Below are 15146 nucleotides of genomic sequence, written 5' to 3' on the forward strand. Positions count from 1 at the left end.
TCACTCCAGTGAAAGGCTCCGGGCCAGCAGATCGGCGATATGCAATCCGCGTGCGTGCATGTTGTGCTTGCGCAGCCAGCCGTCGATGTTCATCAGGCAGCTCGAGTCCGCGCCGATGACGTAGTCGGCGCCGCTGGCTTCGATGTAGCGGCATTTGCGCTCCACCATGGCGAGCGAGACCTCCGCCATCTTGTAGGAAAAGGTGCCGCCGAAGCCGCAGCAGGTGTCGGGTTTTTCCATCTCGACGAAGGTGATATCGCTGATGGCACGGATGAGGCGGCGCGGCTGCTCGCGCACGCCGAGCTCGCGCAGGAGGTGGCAGGAGTCATGATAAGTGACCCGGTGCGGAAAGGAGCCGTCGACCGTGGCCACCTTGGCGACATCGACGAGAAACTCGCTGAATTCGAAGATGCGCGTGCCCAGACTCTCGAGAGCCGGTTTGAGAGCGGGATCGATTCCCAGCTCCTTGTAAAAGACCCGCACCATGGCTGTGCAGGAGCCGGAGGGGGCGATGATATATTCATGCCCCTCGAAGAGGCGGATCAGGCGCTCAGCGACCGGGACGATCTCCTTGCGGTAACCGGAGTTGAAGGCCGGCTGGCCGCAGCAAGTCTGATCCTCGACATAATCGATGGTGATGCCGAAATGGTCGAGCACCTTGACCATCGATAGGGCCGACTCGGCATAGAGGTGTTCGGAAAGACAGGGTATGAAAAGGGCGACATTCATATAAACCTTTTTATATTAATAGGATAGAATTATTCCATGCAGCGGCTGCAGGAGCCCGGGTGGGCACCAGAACCCAGGTAGCCGCGAGAGCCCGGCGCCCCCCTCCCATTCCCACCCGGGTGGGTGGGGACGAGAAGTGAGAGCGTCGGCGGATTCGCGCACCGCGCACGGCCTTCCAGCCGCCTCAGCCCGCCAGTGCCTGCCAGCGCTTGGCCAGGTAGGGATCCCGCATGGTCTCGAGCAGGTAATCGCAGAATTCCCGGCCGGTGGCGCCGTCCTCACGGCCTGTGATCACCACCTCCTTCTCGAACTGGCCGCAGATGTCGAGCGCCATCTCGAGTTGGTCGGCCTTGGCGCCGAGGCCGATATGGCGCAGCATCATGGCGGCGGCGCGGATCAGGCTGGAGGGATCCGCGTAGGCGCCGCGGCCCTCGGAGATCATGCGCGGCGCCGAGCCATGGATGGCTTCGAACATGGCATAGCGCGTGCCGATATTGGCGCTGCCGGCGGTGCCAACGCCGCCCTGGAATTCGGCGGCCTCATCGGTGATGATATCGCCGTAGAGGTTGGGGAGCACCACCACGCGGAACTGGCTGCGGCGTTTGGGATCGATCAGCTTGGCGGTCATGATGTCGATGTACCACGCGTCCCATTTGACGGCGGGGTATTCCTTGGCGATGCGCTCGGCGGTTTCGAGGAAGAGGCCGTCGGTGGTTTTGATGACGTTGGCTTTGGTCACCACCGTCACCTTGTTGATGCCATTCCTCGCCGCATAGTCGAAGGCCATGCGGATGATGCGTTCCGAGCCCTGCAGGGTGGTGGCGGTGAAATCGATGGCGAGATCGGGCGTGACCTGAATGCCCTTGCTGCCGAGGATATAAGCCCCCTCCGTATTCTCGCGGAAAAAGATCCAGTCGATGTTATCCTTCGGCACCTTGACCGGGCGGACGTTGGCAAAGAGGTCGAGTTCGCGGCGCATGGCTACATTGGCGCTCTCGATATTGGGATAGGGCCCGCCCTTTTCGGGGGTGGTGGTCGGGGCCTTGAGGATGACATGGCAGGCTTTCAGTTCAGCCAGCACATCATCCGGAATCGCCTTGAGATGCCGGACCCGGTTTTCGATGGTGAGACCCTCGATCGCGCGAAAGTCCACCTTGCCGCCGGCCATCTCCTCTTTCAGCAGGTATTCCAGCACCCGCTGGGTCTCCTGCGAGATGATCGGACCGATCCCGTCGCCCCAGCAGAAGCCGATGATGATAGGCTTCAGGGTGGTGAAATTGAGCGGTTGCTCTCCTGCTTTCATGCGCTCCACACGGGCGAGCTGATCGGTGATGATTTTGGCAAAGTGCTCTTTGGCGCGATCGATTACCTCGTTCTGCATAACGGCTCCTGTAGAATGATGCGGTTAAAGGTTGCCGCCGTCCGGTGGTTGACGGCGGGAGTGACGATGACCTCTGGCCCTGCGACCCGGTCGAATGCGGGCTGGTTAATAATGGTCATGATCTTCGGGTCGGCGCGAGCGCTGGTGATAATCGATGATCCGCTGGTTGCGGCGCTCGAGCCTCTGGGCGATCTGTTCGAGAATCTGGCGGGCATAGCGGGCGTACTCGGGTCCCGCAACCGTCGCCTCCTGTTCGAGTCCGGACTCGACAAGCCCCAGGAAGGTGCTGCAATCCGCCGGCGATACCGGCGTCGGGTAAGCGGCCCACTGCTTCAAGGCGATCTCAAGGTCGCGGTTCGCTTCCTGGTTCGGACAGCCATTACAGTCCTTGAAGGGTGCGGGATTGGCCGCCCGCTGGAAACCCTTGAGGGCCATGATCAACGGCTGGTAATCGTAATCGTAATGCAGCCGGGAGAACTGGAACTCGACCACCGCGGTGCGGCTCGATGCATCGGGCTCCTGGCTGTGGCGGTTGAGCCGGGACAGATAGAGCCCGGTATCGGGATGGAGGATCTCCTCCTGAAAAATGCGCATCTCGCGCAGCCGGCCGCCGGCGTCCTCGCGCAGGTCGCCGCCGAGCATCACCAGGCAGAGGAAGTACTCGGAACGGTCCAGCGGGCGGAAAGGAATGGTCTCGTCGGCCTGAAGGCTGAGATGGAGGCTGTGGGGCTTGATGCCGAGGTAGCGCGTTGCTAGATTGATGAGCTGGGCGAGGACCCAGGGATCCTGCGTCGCCGGCTTGGAGACGTCTCCGAAGAGGCGGTAACGGCCGAAGGCGAGTTCGAGGAAGCCGCGCGAGCGCTCGCGGCGGTTTGCGGCGAAGCCATGGTCGTCGACGTGGGCGCCCAGTTTCCAACCGCGGCGATGCAGGTCAAAGTCGTGAAAATAGAAAAAGCTGTCGAAGAGGGGATCCTCATTTTCGCGGGCCTGGACGGCGCGAACGCCCAGGGGGGAAAATTCCAGCTCCGCCCCGAGGGGGGTCTGGCCGTTCTGGCGGTTCTGGTCGAGCCAGGCCGCGACCTCGCGGGCGCGCTCTTCCTGCCAGAGTTCTTCGGCGATGAAGATCGCCGCCACGGCATAGTCCGGATAGGCGTAATCGGGGCGGAGGGAGTCGACGCCGAGCTGGCTCATAGCGTTCTTGAGGGCGCTCTCCTGATCGACGAGCAGGCGCAGCGCCATCAGGGAGGAGAGGGTATGTTCGTAAAGGGTGGCGTCGGTGCGCGAGAGACCGCGGAAGTCGCGGCGGAAACGGGTCTCGATCTGATTGAAAATCATAAATTTGACCGCGAGGTTGAGGTAGGCGCCCGCGTAGCGCCGGGCCTTGGCGTCGCTCTCGAGCCAGCCAAGGTCCGGGAGGCTGGCCTTTTCGATCTCATGCTTGAGGATCCAGGGAGCGATGCCCTCCTCGCGGAAGGCGGTAGTCATCAGGCTCTGGATCTCCTCGGAGAGCAGCTCTTCGGTGACGGCGAGGGCGAGCTGCTTGCGGTCGATCAGCAGGCAGCGGTCGGCCTTTTCCTCGAGATAGTGCTGCACCGTGCGTTCGACAAAGGCCTCGATGCGGTCACGTTCGGCGAAGCCGCGTTCCAGCCAGGGGCGGATGGCCTCGGGATCGGCGATATAGACCCAGGCCTTGAAGCGGCGGCCATCGGCGTTGACCTCCACCACCTGGCGCTGGTATAGGGCGCCGGCCGATTCATAGTCGTCGAGGCGGGCGAGCAAGGCGGGTGTGACGCCGGTGAGCAGCCGGCCGTCGATGTGGTCCCCGCGCCAGGGAATAGCGAAGGAAAAGGCGTTTTGCGGCTGCACGCGGCGGAAATGGTCGAGCCGGGCCGGGATGCCCTTCAGGGTCTGACCGGTGAGGAGACGGAAATGATGATCGTCGTTGAGCGAGCCATAGACAAAGAGCGCGTCGAGCTCCTCGCCGGAATGGGGTGAAAGCTGCGGCGCGCTGTCCCGGGCTGCCGCGGCGGGCGCGGGCGGTGTTTGGGCATCGACGACCATGGAGAAGGCCGCGCGGCGGTTGGCGCCGCGCGCTCACGAGGGTTAGTGTGCGGCCCGGCCGGTGGGGTCAGGCGTCCTGTTTGAAATGGAGCGCAAACTGCTGTTGCATCTCATCCTGCGAAATCGCGGTCACGCGGCCGTTGGCATACTGCGCCTCGATCCACTCGAATATTTTGGCCACGCGGGCATCGCGCTTGTCGACCGGCGGCTTGCCCTGTTTCTGCAGCTGCTGGCTGACCCAATAGCCGACGCCGGCGATGCCGGAACGGTCGGTGATATGGACGCCGAGCGGCCGGTTGAGGATCTTGCCGGTGTCGAAGATGTTATAGATCTCCTCGTTCTTGATCACTCCGTCGGCGTGAATGCCGGCCATGGTGACGTTGAAATTCTCTCCCGCAAAGGGGTAATTGGGGGCGATCACCGTGCCAATGCTGCGCATGTAGTTGGCGATGTCGGTGATGGCCGAAAGATCCATGCCATTGGTTGATCCGGTGAGCGAAGCGTATTCGACGGCCAGGGCCTCCAGGGGCGAGTTGCCGGTGCGCTCGCCGAAGCCGAGGATCGTGCCGTTGACCGCAGCGACGCCGGAGAGCCAGGCGGCGACGCCGTTGATATGCACCTTGTGAAAATCGTTATGGCCGTGCCATTCGAGGTTGGCGGAGGGGATGCCGAATTCGCGTTGCAGGTAATAGATCATCTTGGGGACCGAGCGCGGCAGGGCGGCAGTCGCATAGGGAAGGCCGTAGCCCATGGTATCGCAAAGGCGGATTTTGATCCGCAAACCGCTATGGGCCGAAAATTCCATCAACTCCTCGGTGAAGGGGACGACGCAGCCCCAGAAATCGGCGCGGGTGACATCCTCATAATGGCAGCGGATGGCTTCAAGGCCGGCCTCGGCGGCAGCGCGGACGACCTTCATGAAATCGTCGAGCACCTGGCGGCGCGTCTTTTTAAATTTCAAAAAGATATGATAGTCGGAGATGGAGGTGAGCAGGCCGGTTTCCTTGAGCCCGGCCTGGCGGACCAGCTCAAAATCGCTGGGATTGGCACGGATCCAGGCGGTCACTTCGGGAAAGCGGTATCCCTTGTTGCGCACCTCCTCGAGGACCTCGCGGTCGCGTTCGGAGTAGATGAAAAATTCGGATTGACGGATGATGCCGTTGGGGCCGGAGAGGCGGTGGATCAGATCAAAGAGGGTGCTCGCCTGCTCGGCAGTGAAGGGGGTGCGCGCTTGCTGTCCATCACGGAAGGTGGTGTCGGTCATCCAGATCTCGGGGGCCGGACGAGCATCGACCGTCACCCCGTCAAAGACCGTTCTGGGAACCTCATCGTAGGGAAAAACATCGCGCATGAGGTTGGGCTCTTCGACATCCACCAGGGGATGACTTGGGGCCTTTTCAATTCTTTGCCAATTTGCTGGGTGAATGGACATGGGACCTCCGACAGGATCATGGATGGAGCTGCCTCCAGTGCTAAAGCAAACCTCAGGGCTCCTGGACCTCAGTGAGATGTTCCAGAGCATCACGTAAAAGCCGGTTGCCGGGGAATTTGTCCAGACCGTTCTTGTAGGCGGCGATGGCTTCGCGGGTGCGGTTGAGCCGGAAATAGACATTGCCGAGATAGAGCATGATATGGGGATCGGTGTGGCCCTGTTCGCGCAGGTTATCGAGGTGGTGCAGGGCGCAATCGTAGGCCTGATCGGCGATGCAGGCGAGGGCGGCATGATAGTGGGCGATCGCCGATTCCTGATTATTCTCCAGGAGTTTCTCGAAGGCCAGCCGCGCCTTGTAATAATGGCCGCAGTGATAGTAGGCCATACCCAACCAATAATAGGCCATGATCATGGTAGGGGAGGAGGCGATGGACTGCTCGAGGGCCTCGATGGCTTTCTCCAGGCGCATGGCGCGGTAATGGCAGATGCCGAGGTAGTAATAGGCGTAAGGCAGGCGTGGATTGACGGCGATGGCTTTCTGGAAGGTCTCCGCGGCGGCGTCGATCCGGCCGCGCAAATAGTACCCGTTGCCCAGCATAAGCAGCGAACGCAGATCGGTCGGATCCCCGGTGATCTGTTTCTCCAGATCGCGGAGCAGGTCATCCAGCTGATCCGATTCCAGCAGCTCCATGTCGTCCATCAAACCCGATGAAGTGGTCATCTTTCTCTCCTGATTATAGACAGCTTGCGTAGCTGGTATTATAAGCCCTTTGTCTTTGATAGTCAAGGGATATTTTCATTGATTTTGAACAGGAATAGTAATAAATTCGGTCCATACTGAATAACGCGACAATTTCGGCGAGAATTCCATGAAAATCAGAATGTATGGGCTCCTGACGCTTTTCGTCGTTCTTTGCAGCGCCGCAGCCGCGCAGCAGCGTCTCCCGGCGCAGGCCGTCGCCACGACGGTGGCAGCGCCGGCCGATTCCGCGTTGCAGCAGGAGGAGAACTGGGATCCGGTTGAGCTCGGCGCCTTTCTCGGAGACTTCACCGTCGGCCGCGGCGACGCGATCAGCGGCGGCGAATTGCTCAGCCGCATCAAGAACAAGGCCGTCATCGACAGCAGCCGCATGGTCGAGGGCTTCCGTATCCAGCTGCTCGCCACCCGGGATGAGAGCGAGGCCCGGCGCGCCCGCGACGATGCGCGCAGCTTTTTTCCCGAAAACAGTTATCTGCTCTATGACAATCCCTACTACAAACTGCGCCTCGGCGACTGTCTGACCCGAGCCGCCGCCGACTCGCTACAGCAGCGCGCCATCAGCAAGGGCTTCTCCGGCGCCTGGATCGTCCGCTCGCAAGTGCATGAATTCACCCCGAAACTCAATATCTTCTACACCACGCCTCCCGATTCCACGGCACTGGAATGGGACCGCCAGCAAAATTAGTATTGATTTTAAGCCATTTTTTTATTATATTTAACGCCGTTTTATAAAAACTGGTGAATTATCCGCAGCGGGCATAAATCGCATGAAAATACCGCCGGTTTAAGGTAACTCCCGTTCATCCCTTCGCTGGGGTGGCGGGTTTATTTTTGGGAGGTACTATGTCAGGCCACTCCAAGTGGGCAACGATCAAGCGTAAAAAGGAAAAAACGGATGCCGCCCGCGGACGCGCATTCACCCGGCTGATCAAGGAAATAACCATCGCGGCGCGCCACGGCGGCGGCGATGAATCGTCCAATCCCCGGCTGCGCACCGCTGTGCTCGCTGCCAAAGCCGCCAACATGCCGGCCGCCAATATCGACCGCGCCATCAAGCGCGGCACCGGCGAACTCCCGGGCGTCAATTATGAAGAGATCACCTACGAAGGATACGGGCCGGGCGGCGTCGCCGTCTATATAGAAGTGCTGACCGACAACAAGAACCGCACCGTGGCCGAAATCCGGCACCTGCTCTCCAAGTATAACGGCGCCCTCGGCGAATCGGGCAGCGTCGCCTGGATGTTCACCAAAAAGGGCGTGATCGTGATCCCGGCCAAAAACACCACCGAGGACGACCTGATGATGGTTACTCTTGATGCCGGGGCCGAGGACATCACCCTCGAAGAGGATTTCTTCCGCGTCACCACCGATCCGGCCAAGCTCGAAGCGGTTAAAAAAGCCCTCGATGGCGCCAAAATCGCCTTTGATTCGGCTGAACTCACCCGCGAGCCGGCCAATACCGTCAAGGTCGAAGGCAAGGCCGCTGAATCGGTGATCAAACTGATGGACGCTCTCGAAGAGCACGAGGATGTCCAGAATGTCTATGCCAATTTCGACATCGACGAAAAAACCCTGGAAGCGATGGAAGAGTAAAGCCGCATGGTGGTGATGGGCATTGACCCGGGCAGTCAGGTCACCGGCTATGGCATCGTCTCCATCACCGCCGGCGATGGACCCCGTTATCTCGCCTGCGGGACCATCCGCCCCGGCCGCGCCGATGGCTTTTTCGCGCGGCTTAAAGAGATCTACGACGGAGTAGCGAGGTTGATCGCGGAGCACCGGCCGGACGTGGCGGCCTGCGAGGATATTTTTTACGCCCGAAACGCCCGTTCCTCCCTGATGCTGGGGCAGGCGCGCGCCGCGGCCGTTCTCGCCGCCTTGAACGCCGGGCTGCCGGTTTCAGCCTATGCGCCATCGGAAGTGAAAATGGCCGTCACCGGCCGCGGCGGCGCCGGCAAAGAGCAGGTCTGCTGCATGGTGACCCGGCTCCTCGGCGTCGACCTCCAGGATCAGGCCCTGGATGCCTCCGACGCCCTGGCCATCGCCCTCTGCCACGCCCTGCGCTGGCAGAGCCAACGGCACCAGGTGCCTGTTTGAGAGACGGATACCCTGAAGATGATTGCATTCCTGCGCGCCCTTCTCACCCTCAAAGAACCGACCCGCGTGGTCGTCGAGCGCGACGGTATGGGCATGGAACTCCTCATTCCGCTCTCGACCTTCGCCGCCTTGCCGGGGGTGGGCGCCGAGGTCTTGCTTCACACCCATCTTCATGTGCGCGAAGACGCCCTGACCCTGATCGGATTCGCCACTCCCGCCGAAAAGGAGCTCTTCGAACTCCTGCTCTCGGTCTCCGGCATCGGCGTGCGCTCGGGTCTGGCCATTCTCTCCGGCAGCCGCCCCGAAGAACTTTACGGCTGGATCGCCCGCGGCGATGAGGCCGCCTTGACACGCATCCCCGGCCTCGGCAAAAAGACCGCCCAGCGGGTGATCCTCGATCTCCGCGAAAAGGCGGCGCAGCATCTGCAAAAGGGCAGTGCGGATGCCACCCCGGCCCCCGCGGCCGCTCCCGAGCTCAGCGAACAGGCTATCCTCGCGCTCACCGGACTCGGCTTCAGCAAGCTGGAGGCGCAACGGGCCATCGATAAAGCCTCCGCCCGGCTGGGCGCTGAAGCCAAACTGGAAGATCTGCTACGCACGGCCCTGCAGGGCTGAGCTGAAGGAGTATGGTGAATCCGAATGACCGTCCCACCTGTCCGGACGCCCTCAACGGCGAACGGGAATTCGACGCGACCCTGCGGCCGGGACGCTTTGCCGAGTTCATCGGACAGGACAAGGTCAAGGAGAATCTCCATATCTTCATCCAGGCCGCCCGCGCCCGCGGCGAGGCGTTGGATCACGTGCTCTTTTACGGACCGCCGGGCCTCGGCAAGACCTCCCTGGCCCATATCATCGCCAGGGAGATGGGCGCCAATATCCGCCTGACGTCCGGTCCGACGCTGGAACGCGCCGGCGACCTCGCCGGGCTGCTGACCAACCTCAGCGAGCATGACGTCCTCTTCATCGATGAGATCCACCGCCTCAACCGGGTGGTCGAGGAGTATCTCTACCCGGCCATGGAGGATTTCAAACTCGACATCATCCTCGACAAGGGGGCCAACGCCCGTTCGATCCAGCTCAAGCTGCCCCATTTCACCCTGGTCGGGGCGACGACGCGGGCCGGCCTGCTGACCTCGCCCCTGCGCGCTCGTTTCGGGGTCTCGTTCCGCCTCGATTTCTACGAGCCCGAGCGGCTGCGCGAGATCGTCTTGCGCTCGGCGCGGATCCTCGACAAGGCGATCGCGCCCGAGGCCGCCCTCGAGATCGCCCGGCGCAGCCGCGGTACCCCGCGCGTGGCCAACCGCTTGCTGCGCCGCGTCCGCGATTTCGCCCAGATCCTCGGCGAACCCGAGATCACCCTCGAACGCACCATGGCGGCGCTGCAACGCCTCGACGTCGATGAGTCCGGCCTCGATGACATGGACAAGCGCATCCTGCTGACGGTGATCGACAAGTTCAGCGGCGGACCGGTCGGCCTCAACACCCTGGCCGTCGCCATCGGCGAGGAGAGCGATACCATCGAGGAGCTCTACGAGCCCTATCTGATCCAGTCCGGGTTCCTCAACCGGACGCCCCGTGGCCGGGTCGCTACAGCGGCCGCTTATGCCCATTTCGGCCGCAAACAAGGCCATCCCCTGCAGGGACAGCTCTTCGAGTAACGCTGTCCCTGGCAAAACAGCATTACGATGCTGGAGTACCTGATCCCCGTCGCGAAATCCGGCGCGATCCGGATTCACCACTCTATAGAGGAGGAATCGCCGCGATGAAATTGTCCGATTTCAAGTATAATCTGCCCGAGAAGTTGATTGCGCAATATCCCAGCGAGGAGCGCGACCAGTGCCGCCTGATGATCCTCAACCGAGAAACCGGCACCATGGAGGAGGGCATCTTCGCCGATGTGATCGATTACATGGAAAAGGGCGACAGCCTGGTCATCAACCAGACCAAGGTTTTCCCGGCCCGCTTGGAGGGGAGTAAGGACAAGACCGACGCCCGCGTCGAGGTCTTTCTCCTGCGCGAACTTGAACTGGGTCTCTGGGAGGTCCTGGTGAAACCGGCGCGCAAGGTGCGCGTCGGCAATCGCCTGACTATCGGCAACGAACTGGCCTGCGACGTCATCGATAACACCGTCTCCGGCGGACGCGTCGTCCGCTTCAATTACAGCGGCGATTTTTACGAGATCGTCGACCGCATCGGCAAGTCGCCGCTGCCGCCCTATATCAAGCGCGAACCCGAGCCGAGCGACAAAGAACGCTACCAGACCGTCTACGCCCGGGACCGCGGCGCGGTCGCGGCGCCGACCGCCGGTCTGCACTTTACACCCGCCCTTTTAAAAAAGATCAAGGCCAAGGGGGTCAAGGTGGTTCCGCTCACCCTCCATCTCGGCCTGGGCAGCTTCCGTACGGTGGTGGTCGAGGATCTGAGCCGCCACAAGATGGACTCCGAGTTTTTTGAGATCTCCGATGAAGCGGCTGCGGCGATCAACGAGACCATGCGCAGCAAGCACAAGGTCATCGCCGTCGGCACCAGTGTCGTGCGCGCTCTCGAAGCCAATGTCACCTCCGAGGGTTGGGCGAAGTCCGGCCACGGCTGGACCGATAAGTTCATTTATCCGCCCTACGATTTCAAGATCGTCGACCGGCTCATCACCAATTTTCATCTGCCGCAATCGACCCTGCTGATGCTGATCTCCGCCTTCGCCGGCCGCGATCTGGTCTTCAAGGCCTATCGCAAGGCGATCCGCGACAAGTTCATGTTCTTCAGCTACGGCGACAGCATGCTGATCCTCTAACCGGCTGACTTCGAACGGATGGAAAAGAGCGCGAGCTGTACTGCCCTCATTGTTGCCGCCGGCCAGGGCAAGCGCTTCGGCGGGGCGGTGAGCAAGCAGTTCATCGCTGTGCACGGGCGGCCGCTGCTGTGGTACACTTTGCGGGCCTTTGAGGCCTGTCCGGAGATCGGGGCGGTGATCGTCATCCTCCCGCCCGACGCTGTCGCCGAACGCGGCGCCGAGATCGCCGGCTGGAGATTTGCCAAATACATGCTCGCCCTCGCGGGCGGCGCCGAACGCCACGATTCCGTCGCCAACGGCCTGGCCGCTCTGCCCCCGGCGAGCCCACTGGTCGCCATCCATGACGGGGTGCGGCCCCTGATCACCCCGGAGATCATCTCCGCCTGCATTGCCGCAGCGCGGGAGGGGGGTGCCGCTATCGCCGCGGTGCCGCCCAAGGATACCATCAAGGAGACCGAGGCGGGGCGGATCACGGCCACTCTCGACCGCCGCCGCCTGGTGCTGGTGCAAACCCCGCAGGTCTTCCGCAGCGACCTCATCCGCAGCGCCTATGAAGAGGCCTCCCGCTGCGGGGTTTTCAGCACCGACGACGCCGCCCTGGTCGAGGCGCTCGGCCATCCGGTGCGGGTCGTCCCCGGCGACTACCGCAATATCAAGGTCACCTCTCCGGAAGACCTGATTCTGGTCCATGCCCTCCTGGAGCCCTGAAATGCGCATCGGTCACGGATTCGATGTTCACCGCCTCGTCGCAGGGCGCAAGCTCATCCTCGGCGGGGTCGAGATCCCCTGCGAACTCGGGCTGCTCGGCCACTCCGACGCCGATGTGCTCTGCCACGCCGTCAGCGACGCCCTGCTCGGAGCACTGGCTCTGGGGGATATCGGCAAGCACTTTCCCGACAGCGATCCGCGCTGGAAGGACGCCGACAGCCTGATGCTGCTCGGCCGGGTGGCCGGACTGGCAAGGGAACGGGGCTACGCGGTAGTCAACGTCGATGCCACCCTCATCCTGCAGCGGCCGAAAGTGGCGCCGTATGTGGAACGGATGCGCGCGAATATCGCCCACGCACTGGGAGTGGCCGTCGAGGCGGTCTCGGTCAAGGCGACGACCAGCGAAGGGATGGGGTACGAGGGGCGCGGCGAGGGCGCCTCGTGTCATGCGGTGGTGCTGGTCGAACGGATAGGAGAGGAAAAGGATGCCACTCACAGTCTATAACAGTCTCACCCGCAGCAAAGAGCTTTTCGAGCCGATCACTCCCGGCCGCGTCACCATGTACGTCTGCGGCCCGACGGTCTACGACAATCCCCACATCGGTCACGTCAAGAGCTATGTCTCCTTCGATGTGATTGTGCGTTATCTCCGTTTTCTCGGCTACAAGGTGCGCTATGTGCAGAACATCACCGACGTCGGCCATCTGCTCGACAGCGGCGAGGACCGCATCCTGCGCGGGGCCGAACGCGAGCAGCTGCAGCCGATGGAACTGGTCGAGCGCTACACCCGCGCCTATTTCGCCGCCATGGACGCCCTCAATGTGCTGCGCCCCGACATCTCGCCGCGCGCCAGCGGCCACGTCCCCGAGCAAATCGAACTGGTGCAAAAACTGATTGAGAAGGGGATGGCCTACGTGGTCAACGGCTCGGTCTATTTCGACGTCGGCAAATTCCCTGCATACGGCAAGCTCTCCGGCCGCAAGGTGGAGGAGCAGATGGCGGGGGCGCGCCTGAATGTGATCGAGGAGAAACGCCATCCGGCCGATTTCGCGCTGTGGAAAAAGGCCGAGCCGGAGCACATCATGCAGTGGAACAGTCCTTGGGGCCGCGGCTTTCCCGGCTGGCACATCGAGTGCTCGGCGATGTCGATGAAGTATCTCGGCGAGAGCATCGACATCCACGGCGGCGGCATGGAGAACCAGTTCCCCCACCACGAATGCGAGATCGCCCAGAGCGAGGCGGCCACCGGCAAACGCTTTGTCAAGTACTGGCTGCACAACAACATGGTGCTGGTCGATGGGATCAAGATGTCCAAATCCCTGGGCAATTTCACCACTGTCGAGCAGGCCCTGGGCAAGTTCAGCGGCGAGCAGGTGCGCTTTTTCATCCTGCAGAGCCATTACCGCTCTCCGGTTGATTTCAGCGATGCGGCGATCACCGCGGCCGGCCAAGGGCTGGAGCGGCTGCGCACCACGCTGGCGGCTGTCCGGCGGCGGGCTGCAGAGCGGGGCGGGACTGCCGATGCGGCGGCTGTTGCGGCGGCAACACCCTCCAATAGTGGGAGCGCCACGGCCTCTGAGGCGGCTGCCGCTCTCATCGACACCTATCGCAACCGCTTCCTCGAGGCCATGGACGACGATTTCAATACCCCCGCGGCGATCGGTCACCTTTTCGATTTCTGCCGCGAGATCAACAAGCATCTCGATGTGGGCGGCAGCCCAGCCGACGCGCAGCTCTTTGGGGCGACCCTGACCAGCCTGGCCGGCGAGGTATTGGGACTGCGGCTGCAGCAGGAGGAAAGCGGCGGGGTGGAGGCGGCGCCCTTCATCGAGTTGCTGCTGAAGTTACGTGCGGCGCTGCGGCAGAAGCGGGAATTCCAGATGGCCGATCAGGTGCGCGATCAGCTGCAGGAACTGGGGGTGGTGATAGAGGACGGCAAGGAGGGGACGCGCTGGAAGGTGATGCGATGACGAAAACAATCTCGCAAATTTGCTAGACAAGTCATCGAATCAGTACGTAAAGCATCCTCCTCCATGGAGTAAATTTGCGGCATTGCCGCGATCTTGCCAGAGGCGAATATTGGCAATCCCCATCCTTGCCGGTTTGTTCTGCTTGAGTCGTGAATTTGGGGTCCTTTCATAGGCCTTATTTAATGGCTGGGTGCCTTGAGTACCAAATAATGATGACCACCATTATCCTCGACGCACTTTGAAGCGACAAAATGCCGTTCGCCAAGGCTGGATGGGCTTCCTATGTCGTCATCCCTCGCAAAACTTACAGCGATCGCAGGCCATTTAGAGCGGCTGGTCCCGGCCGATGGTATCGGGCACATAACCTCTGATCGGACAGAGGTGAGCCGATGCACCCTGATCCGCGCCGGCAGGCCGTGCCAGTGTGGGGCGATATTGTTAGTACTGAATGAATTTTTTTCTTGCATATTTCCAAGAAATTGCTAACTTATACGGCTAACTTGGTTATGGTGCGAAACCGCGCCACCATAGCTCAGTAGGTAGAGCACCTCACTTGTAATGAGGACGTCGCGGGTTCGATTCCTGCTGGTGGCTCTTTGATATAAAGTCTGGATATGGAGAGGTACCCGAGTGGTCAAAGGGAACAGACTGTAAATCTGTCAGCTGACGCTTTCGGAGGTTCGAATCCTCCCCTCTCCACTCTCGGTCCGGCGGGGTGCATGCTGCCGGCCCTGTACGACTCGAAGCGTGTGAGCGGATCACAACCTGTGTCTTCATCCCAACCCGGAAGACAAACCAGGCGAGGAGGGTTACTATTTCTCGGTATGGTTTATCCGGTCGGTCTCGGTTGGCGCTGTTTTAATCGATGCCGGCTTTTTTTATCTCCGCAGAGCCCCTTCAGGCGGGAGTAACTCAGTTGGTTAGAGTCACAGCCTTCCAAGCTGTTGGTCGCGGGTTCGAGTCCCGTCTCCCGCTCCAGAAGATGGAACCAGGTTGCTCCATGCCACGCTTCGAATCACTCCGTATGCCCGAGTAGCTCAGTCGGTAGAGCGCATCCTTGGTAAGGATGAGGTCACCAGTTCAATCCTGGTCTCGGGCTCCATTCATCACAAGCGCACAAGTAACAGCTTTCAAACTAGATTATTGTCCGGAGGATGTAAAAATGGCAAAGCAAAAGTTCGAGCGGACCAAGCCGCATGTGAACATCGGCACGATTG

General features: G+C 61.4%; 14 protein-coding genes and 4 tRNA genes. 13 read left to right on the forward strand and 5 right to left on the reverse strand.

The window, feature by feature from the left end; translation table 11 throughout:
* The 5 genes from PLH32_15490 to PLH32_15510 all read right to left on the reverse strand — a co-directional run bounded on the left by PLH32_15490 (position 1) and on the right by PLH32_15510 (position 6324).
* Positions 1-729, reverse strand: coding sequence for a (Fe-S)-binding protein (locus tag PLH32_15490; GenBank protein HQJ66014.1), 729 nt, complete (start codon positions 727-729; stop codon positions 1-3).
* A gap of 184 nt (positions 730-913) precedes the next feature.
* Entirely contained in the window at positions 914-2110 is a 1197-nt protein-coding gene (locus PLH32_15495) for an isocitrate/isopropylmalate family dehydrogenase (GenBank protein ID HQJ66015.1), read from the reverse strand.
* 105 nt (positions 2111-2215) lie between these two features.
* On the reverse strand, positions 2216-4171 hold the full coding sequence (locus PLH32_15500) for a gamma-glutamylcyclotransferase (GenBank protein HQJ66016.1): 1956 nt from the start codon (positions 4169-4171) through the stop codon (positions 2216-2218).
* Positions 4172-4238: 67 nt separating this feature from the next.
* Positions 4239-5603: a 2-isopropylmalate synthase gene (locus PLH32_15505; GenBank protein ID HQJ66017.1), complete on the reverse strand. Its 1365-nt coding sequence runs from the start codon at positions 5601-5603 to the stop codon at positions 4239-4241.
* 52 nt (positions 5604-5655) lie between these two features.
* Positions 5656-6324: a tetratricopeptide repeat protein gene (locus tag PLH32_15510; GenBank protein ID HQJ66018.1), complete on the reverse strand. Its 669-nt coding sequence runs from the start codon at positions 6322-6324 to the stop codon at positions 5656-5658.
* Between the two features lie 148 nt (positions 6325-6472).
* Between PLH32_15510 and PLH32_15515 the strand changes: the two genes are divergently transcribed.
* From PLH32_15515 to PLH32_15575, 13 genes are all read left to right on the forward strand, one after another.
* Positions 6473-7048: an SPOR domain-containing protein gene (locus tag PLH32_15515; GenBank protein ID HQJ66019.1), complete on the forward strand. Its 576-nt coding sequence runs from the start codon at positions 6473-6475 to the stop codon at positions 7046-7048.
* A 158-nt stretch (positions 7049-7206) separates the two neighbouring features.
* The gene (locus PLH32_15520) at positions 7207-7956 is read left to right on the forward strand and encodes a YebC/PmpR family DNA-binding transcriptional regulator (protein ID HQJ66020.1); all 750 of its coding nucleotides are present in this window, start codon (positions 7207-7209) and stop codon (positions 7954-7956) included.
* Between the two features lie 6 nt (positions 7957-7962).
* Positions 7963-8460 carry a crossover junction endodeoxyribonuclease RuvC gene (gene ruvC, locus PLH32_15525; protein HQJ66021.1) on the forward strand — a complete coding sequence of 166 codons (498 nt, stop codon included), beginning with the start codon at positions 7963-7965 and terminating at the stop codon, positions 8458-8460.
* 18 nt (positions 8461-8478) lie between these two features.
* Positions 8479-9075, forward strand: a complete 597-nt coding sequence (gene ruvA, locus PLH32_15530; protein HQJ66022.1) for a Holliday junction branch migration protein RuvA — start codon at positions 8479-8481, stop codon at positions 9073-9075.
* A gap of 14 nt (positions 9076-9089) precedes the next feature.
* Positions 9090-10118, forward strand: a complete 1029-nt coding sequence (gene ruvB / locus PLH32_15535) for a Holliday junction branch migration DNA helicase RuvB (protein HQJ66023.1) — start codon at positions 9090-9092, stop codon at positions 10116-10118.
* Positions 10119-10222: 104 nt separating this feature from the next.
* A complete protein-coding gene (gene queA, locus PLH32_15540) occupies positions 10223-11251 on the forward strand; it encodes a tRNA preQ1(34) S-adenosylmethionine ribosyltransferase-isomerase QueA (GenBank protein ID HQJ66024.1) in 1029 nt (342 codons plus the stop codon).
* Between the two features lie 18 nt (positions 11252-11269).
* Complete coding sequence (gene ispD / locus PLH32_15545; GenBank protein HQJ66025.1) at positions 11270-11959, forward strand: 2-C-methyl-D-erythritol 4-phosphate cytidylyltransferase; 690 nt, start codon at positions 11270-11272, stop codon at positions 11957-11959.
* Position 11960: 1 nt separating this feature from the next.
* Entirely contained in the window at positions 11961-12464 is a 504-nt protein-coding gene (gene ispF, locus PLH32_15550) for a 2-C-methyl-D-erythritol 2,4-cyclodiphosphate synthase (protein HQJ66026.1), read from the forward strand.
* The gene (gene cysS / locus PLH32_15555; GenBank protein ID HQJ66027.1) at positions 12445-13929 is read left to right on the forward strand and encodes a cysteine--tRNA ligase; all 1485 of its coding nucleotides are present in this window, start codon (positions 12445-12447) and stop codon (positions 13927-13929) included. The genes ispF and cysS overlap by 20 nt, the downstream gene beginning before the upstream one ends.
* Positions 13930-14450: 521 nt before the next feature.
* A tRNA-Thr gene (locus tag PLH32_15560) sits at positions 14451-14523 on the forward strand.
* A gap of 22 nt (positions 14524-14545) precedes the next feature.
* A tRNA-Tyr gene (locus PLH32_15565) sits at positions 14546-14628 on the forward strand.
* A 202-nt stretch (positions 14629-14830) separates the two neighbouring features.
* Positions 14831-14907 (forward strand) — tRNA-Gly (locus PLH32_15570).
* Positions 14908-14955: 48 nt separating this feature from the next.
* Positions 14956-15031 (forward strand) — tRNA-Thr (locus PLH32_15575).
* Positions 15032-15146: the final 115 nt, after the last annotated feature.

It is taken from the genome of bacterium (assembly GCA_035419245.1).
Taxonomy (GTDB): Bacteria; Zhuqueibacterota; Zhuqueibacteria; order Residuimicrobiales; family Residuimicrobiaceae; genus JAKPUX01.

Coding starts and splice junctions, on each gene's coding strand:
- PLH32_15520 (HQJ66020.1), top strand. CDS start 7,207: ATGTCAGGCCACTCCAAGTGGGCAACGATCAAGCGTAAAAAGGAAAAA.
- PLH32_15500 (HQJ66016.1), bottom strand. CDS start 4,171: ATGGTCGTCGATGCCCAAACACCGCCCGCGCCCGCCGCGGCAGCCCGG.
- ruvA (HQJ66022.1), top strand. CDS start 8,479: ATGATTGCATTCCTGCGCGCCCTTCTCACCCTCAAAGAACCGACCCGC.
- PLH32_15495 (HQJ66015.1), bottom strand. CDS start 2,110: ATGCAGAACGAGGTAATCGATCGCGCCAAAGAGCACTTTGCCAAAATC.
- cysS (HQJ66027.1), top strand. CDS start 12,445: ATGCCACTCACAGTCTATAACAGTCTCACCCGCAGCAAAGAGCTTTTC.
- PLH32_15490 (HQJ66014.1), bottom strand. CDS start 729: ATGAATGTCGCCCTTTTCATACCCTGTCTTTCCGAACACCTCTATGCC.
- PLH32_15515 (HQJ66019.1), top strand. CDS start 6,473: ATGAAAATCAGAATGTATGGGCTCCTGACGCTTTTCGTCGTTCTTTGC.
- ruvC (HQJ66021.1), top strand. CDS start 7,963: ATGGTGGTGATGGGCATTGACCCGGGCAGTCAGGTCACCGGCTATGGC.
- PLH32_15505 (HQJ66017.1), bottom strand. CDS start 5,603: ATGTCCATTCACCCAGCAAATTGGCAAAGAATTGAAAAGGCCCCAAGT.
- ispF (HQJ66026.1), top strand. CDS start 11,961: ATGCGCATCGGTCACGGATTCGATGTTCACCGCCTCGTCGCAGGGCGC.
- ispD (HQJ66025.1), top strand. CDS start 11,270: ATGGAAAAGAGCGCGAGCTGTACTGCCCTCATTGTTGCCGCCGGCCAG.
- PLH32_15510 (HQJ66018.1), bottom strand. CDS start 6,324: ATGACCACTTCATCGGGTTTGATGGACGACATGGAGCTGCTGGAATCG.
- queA (HQJ66024.1), top strand. CDS start 10,223: ATGAAATTGTCCGATTTCAAGTATAATCTGCCCGAGAAGTTGATTGCG.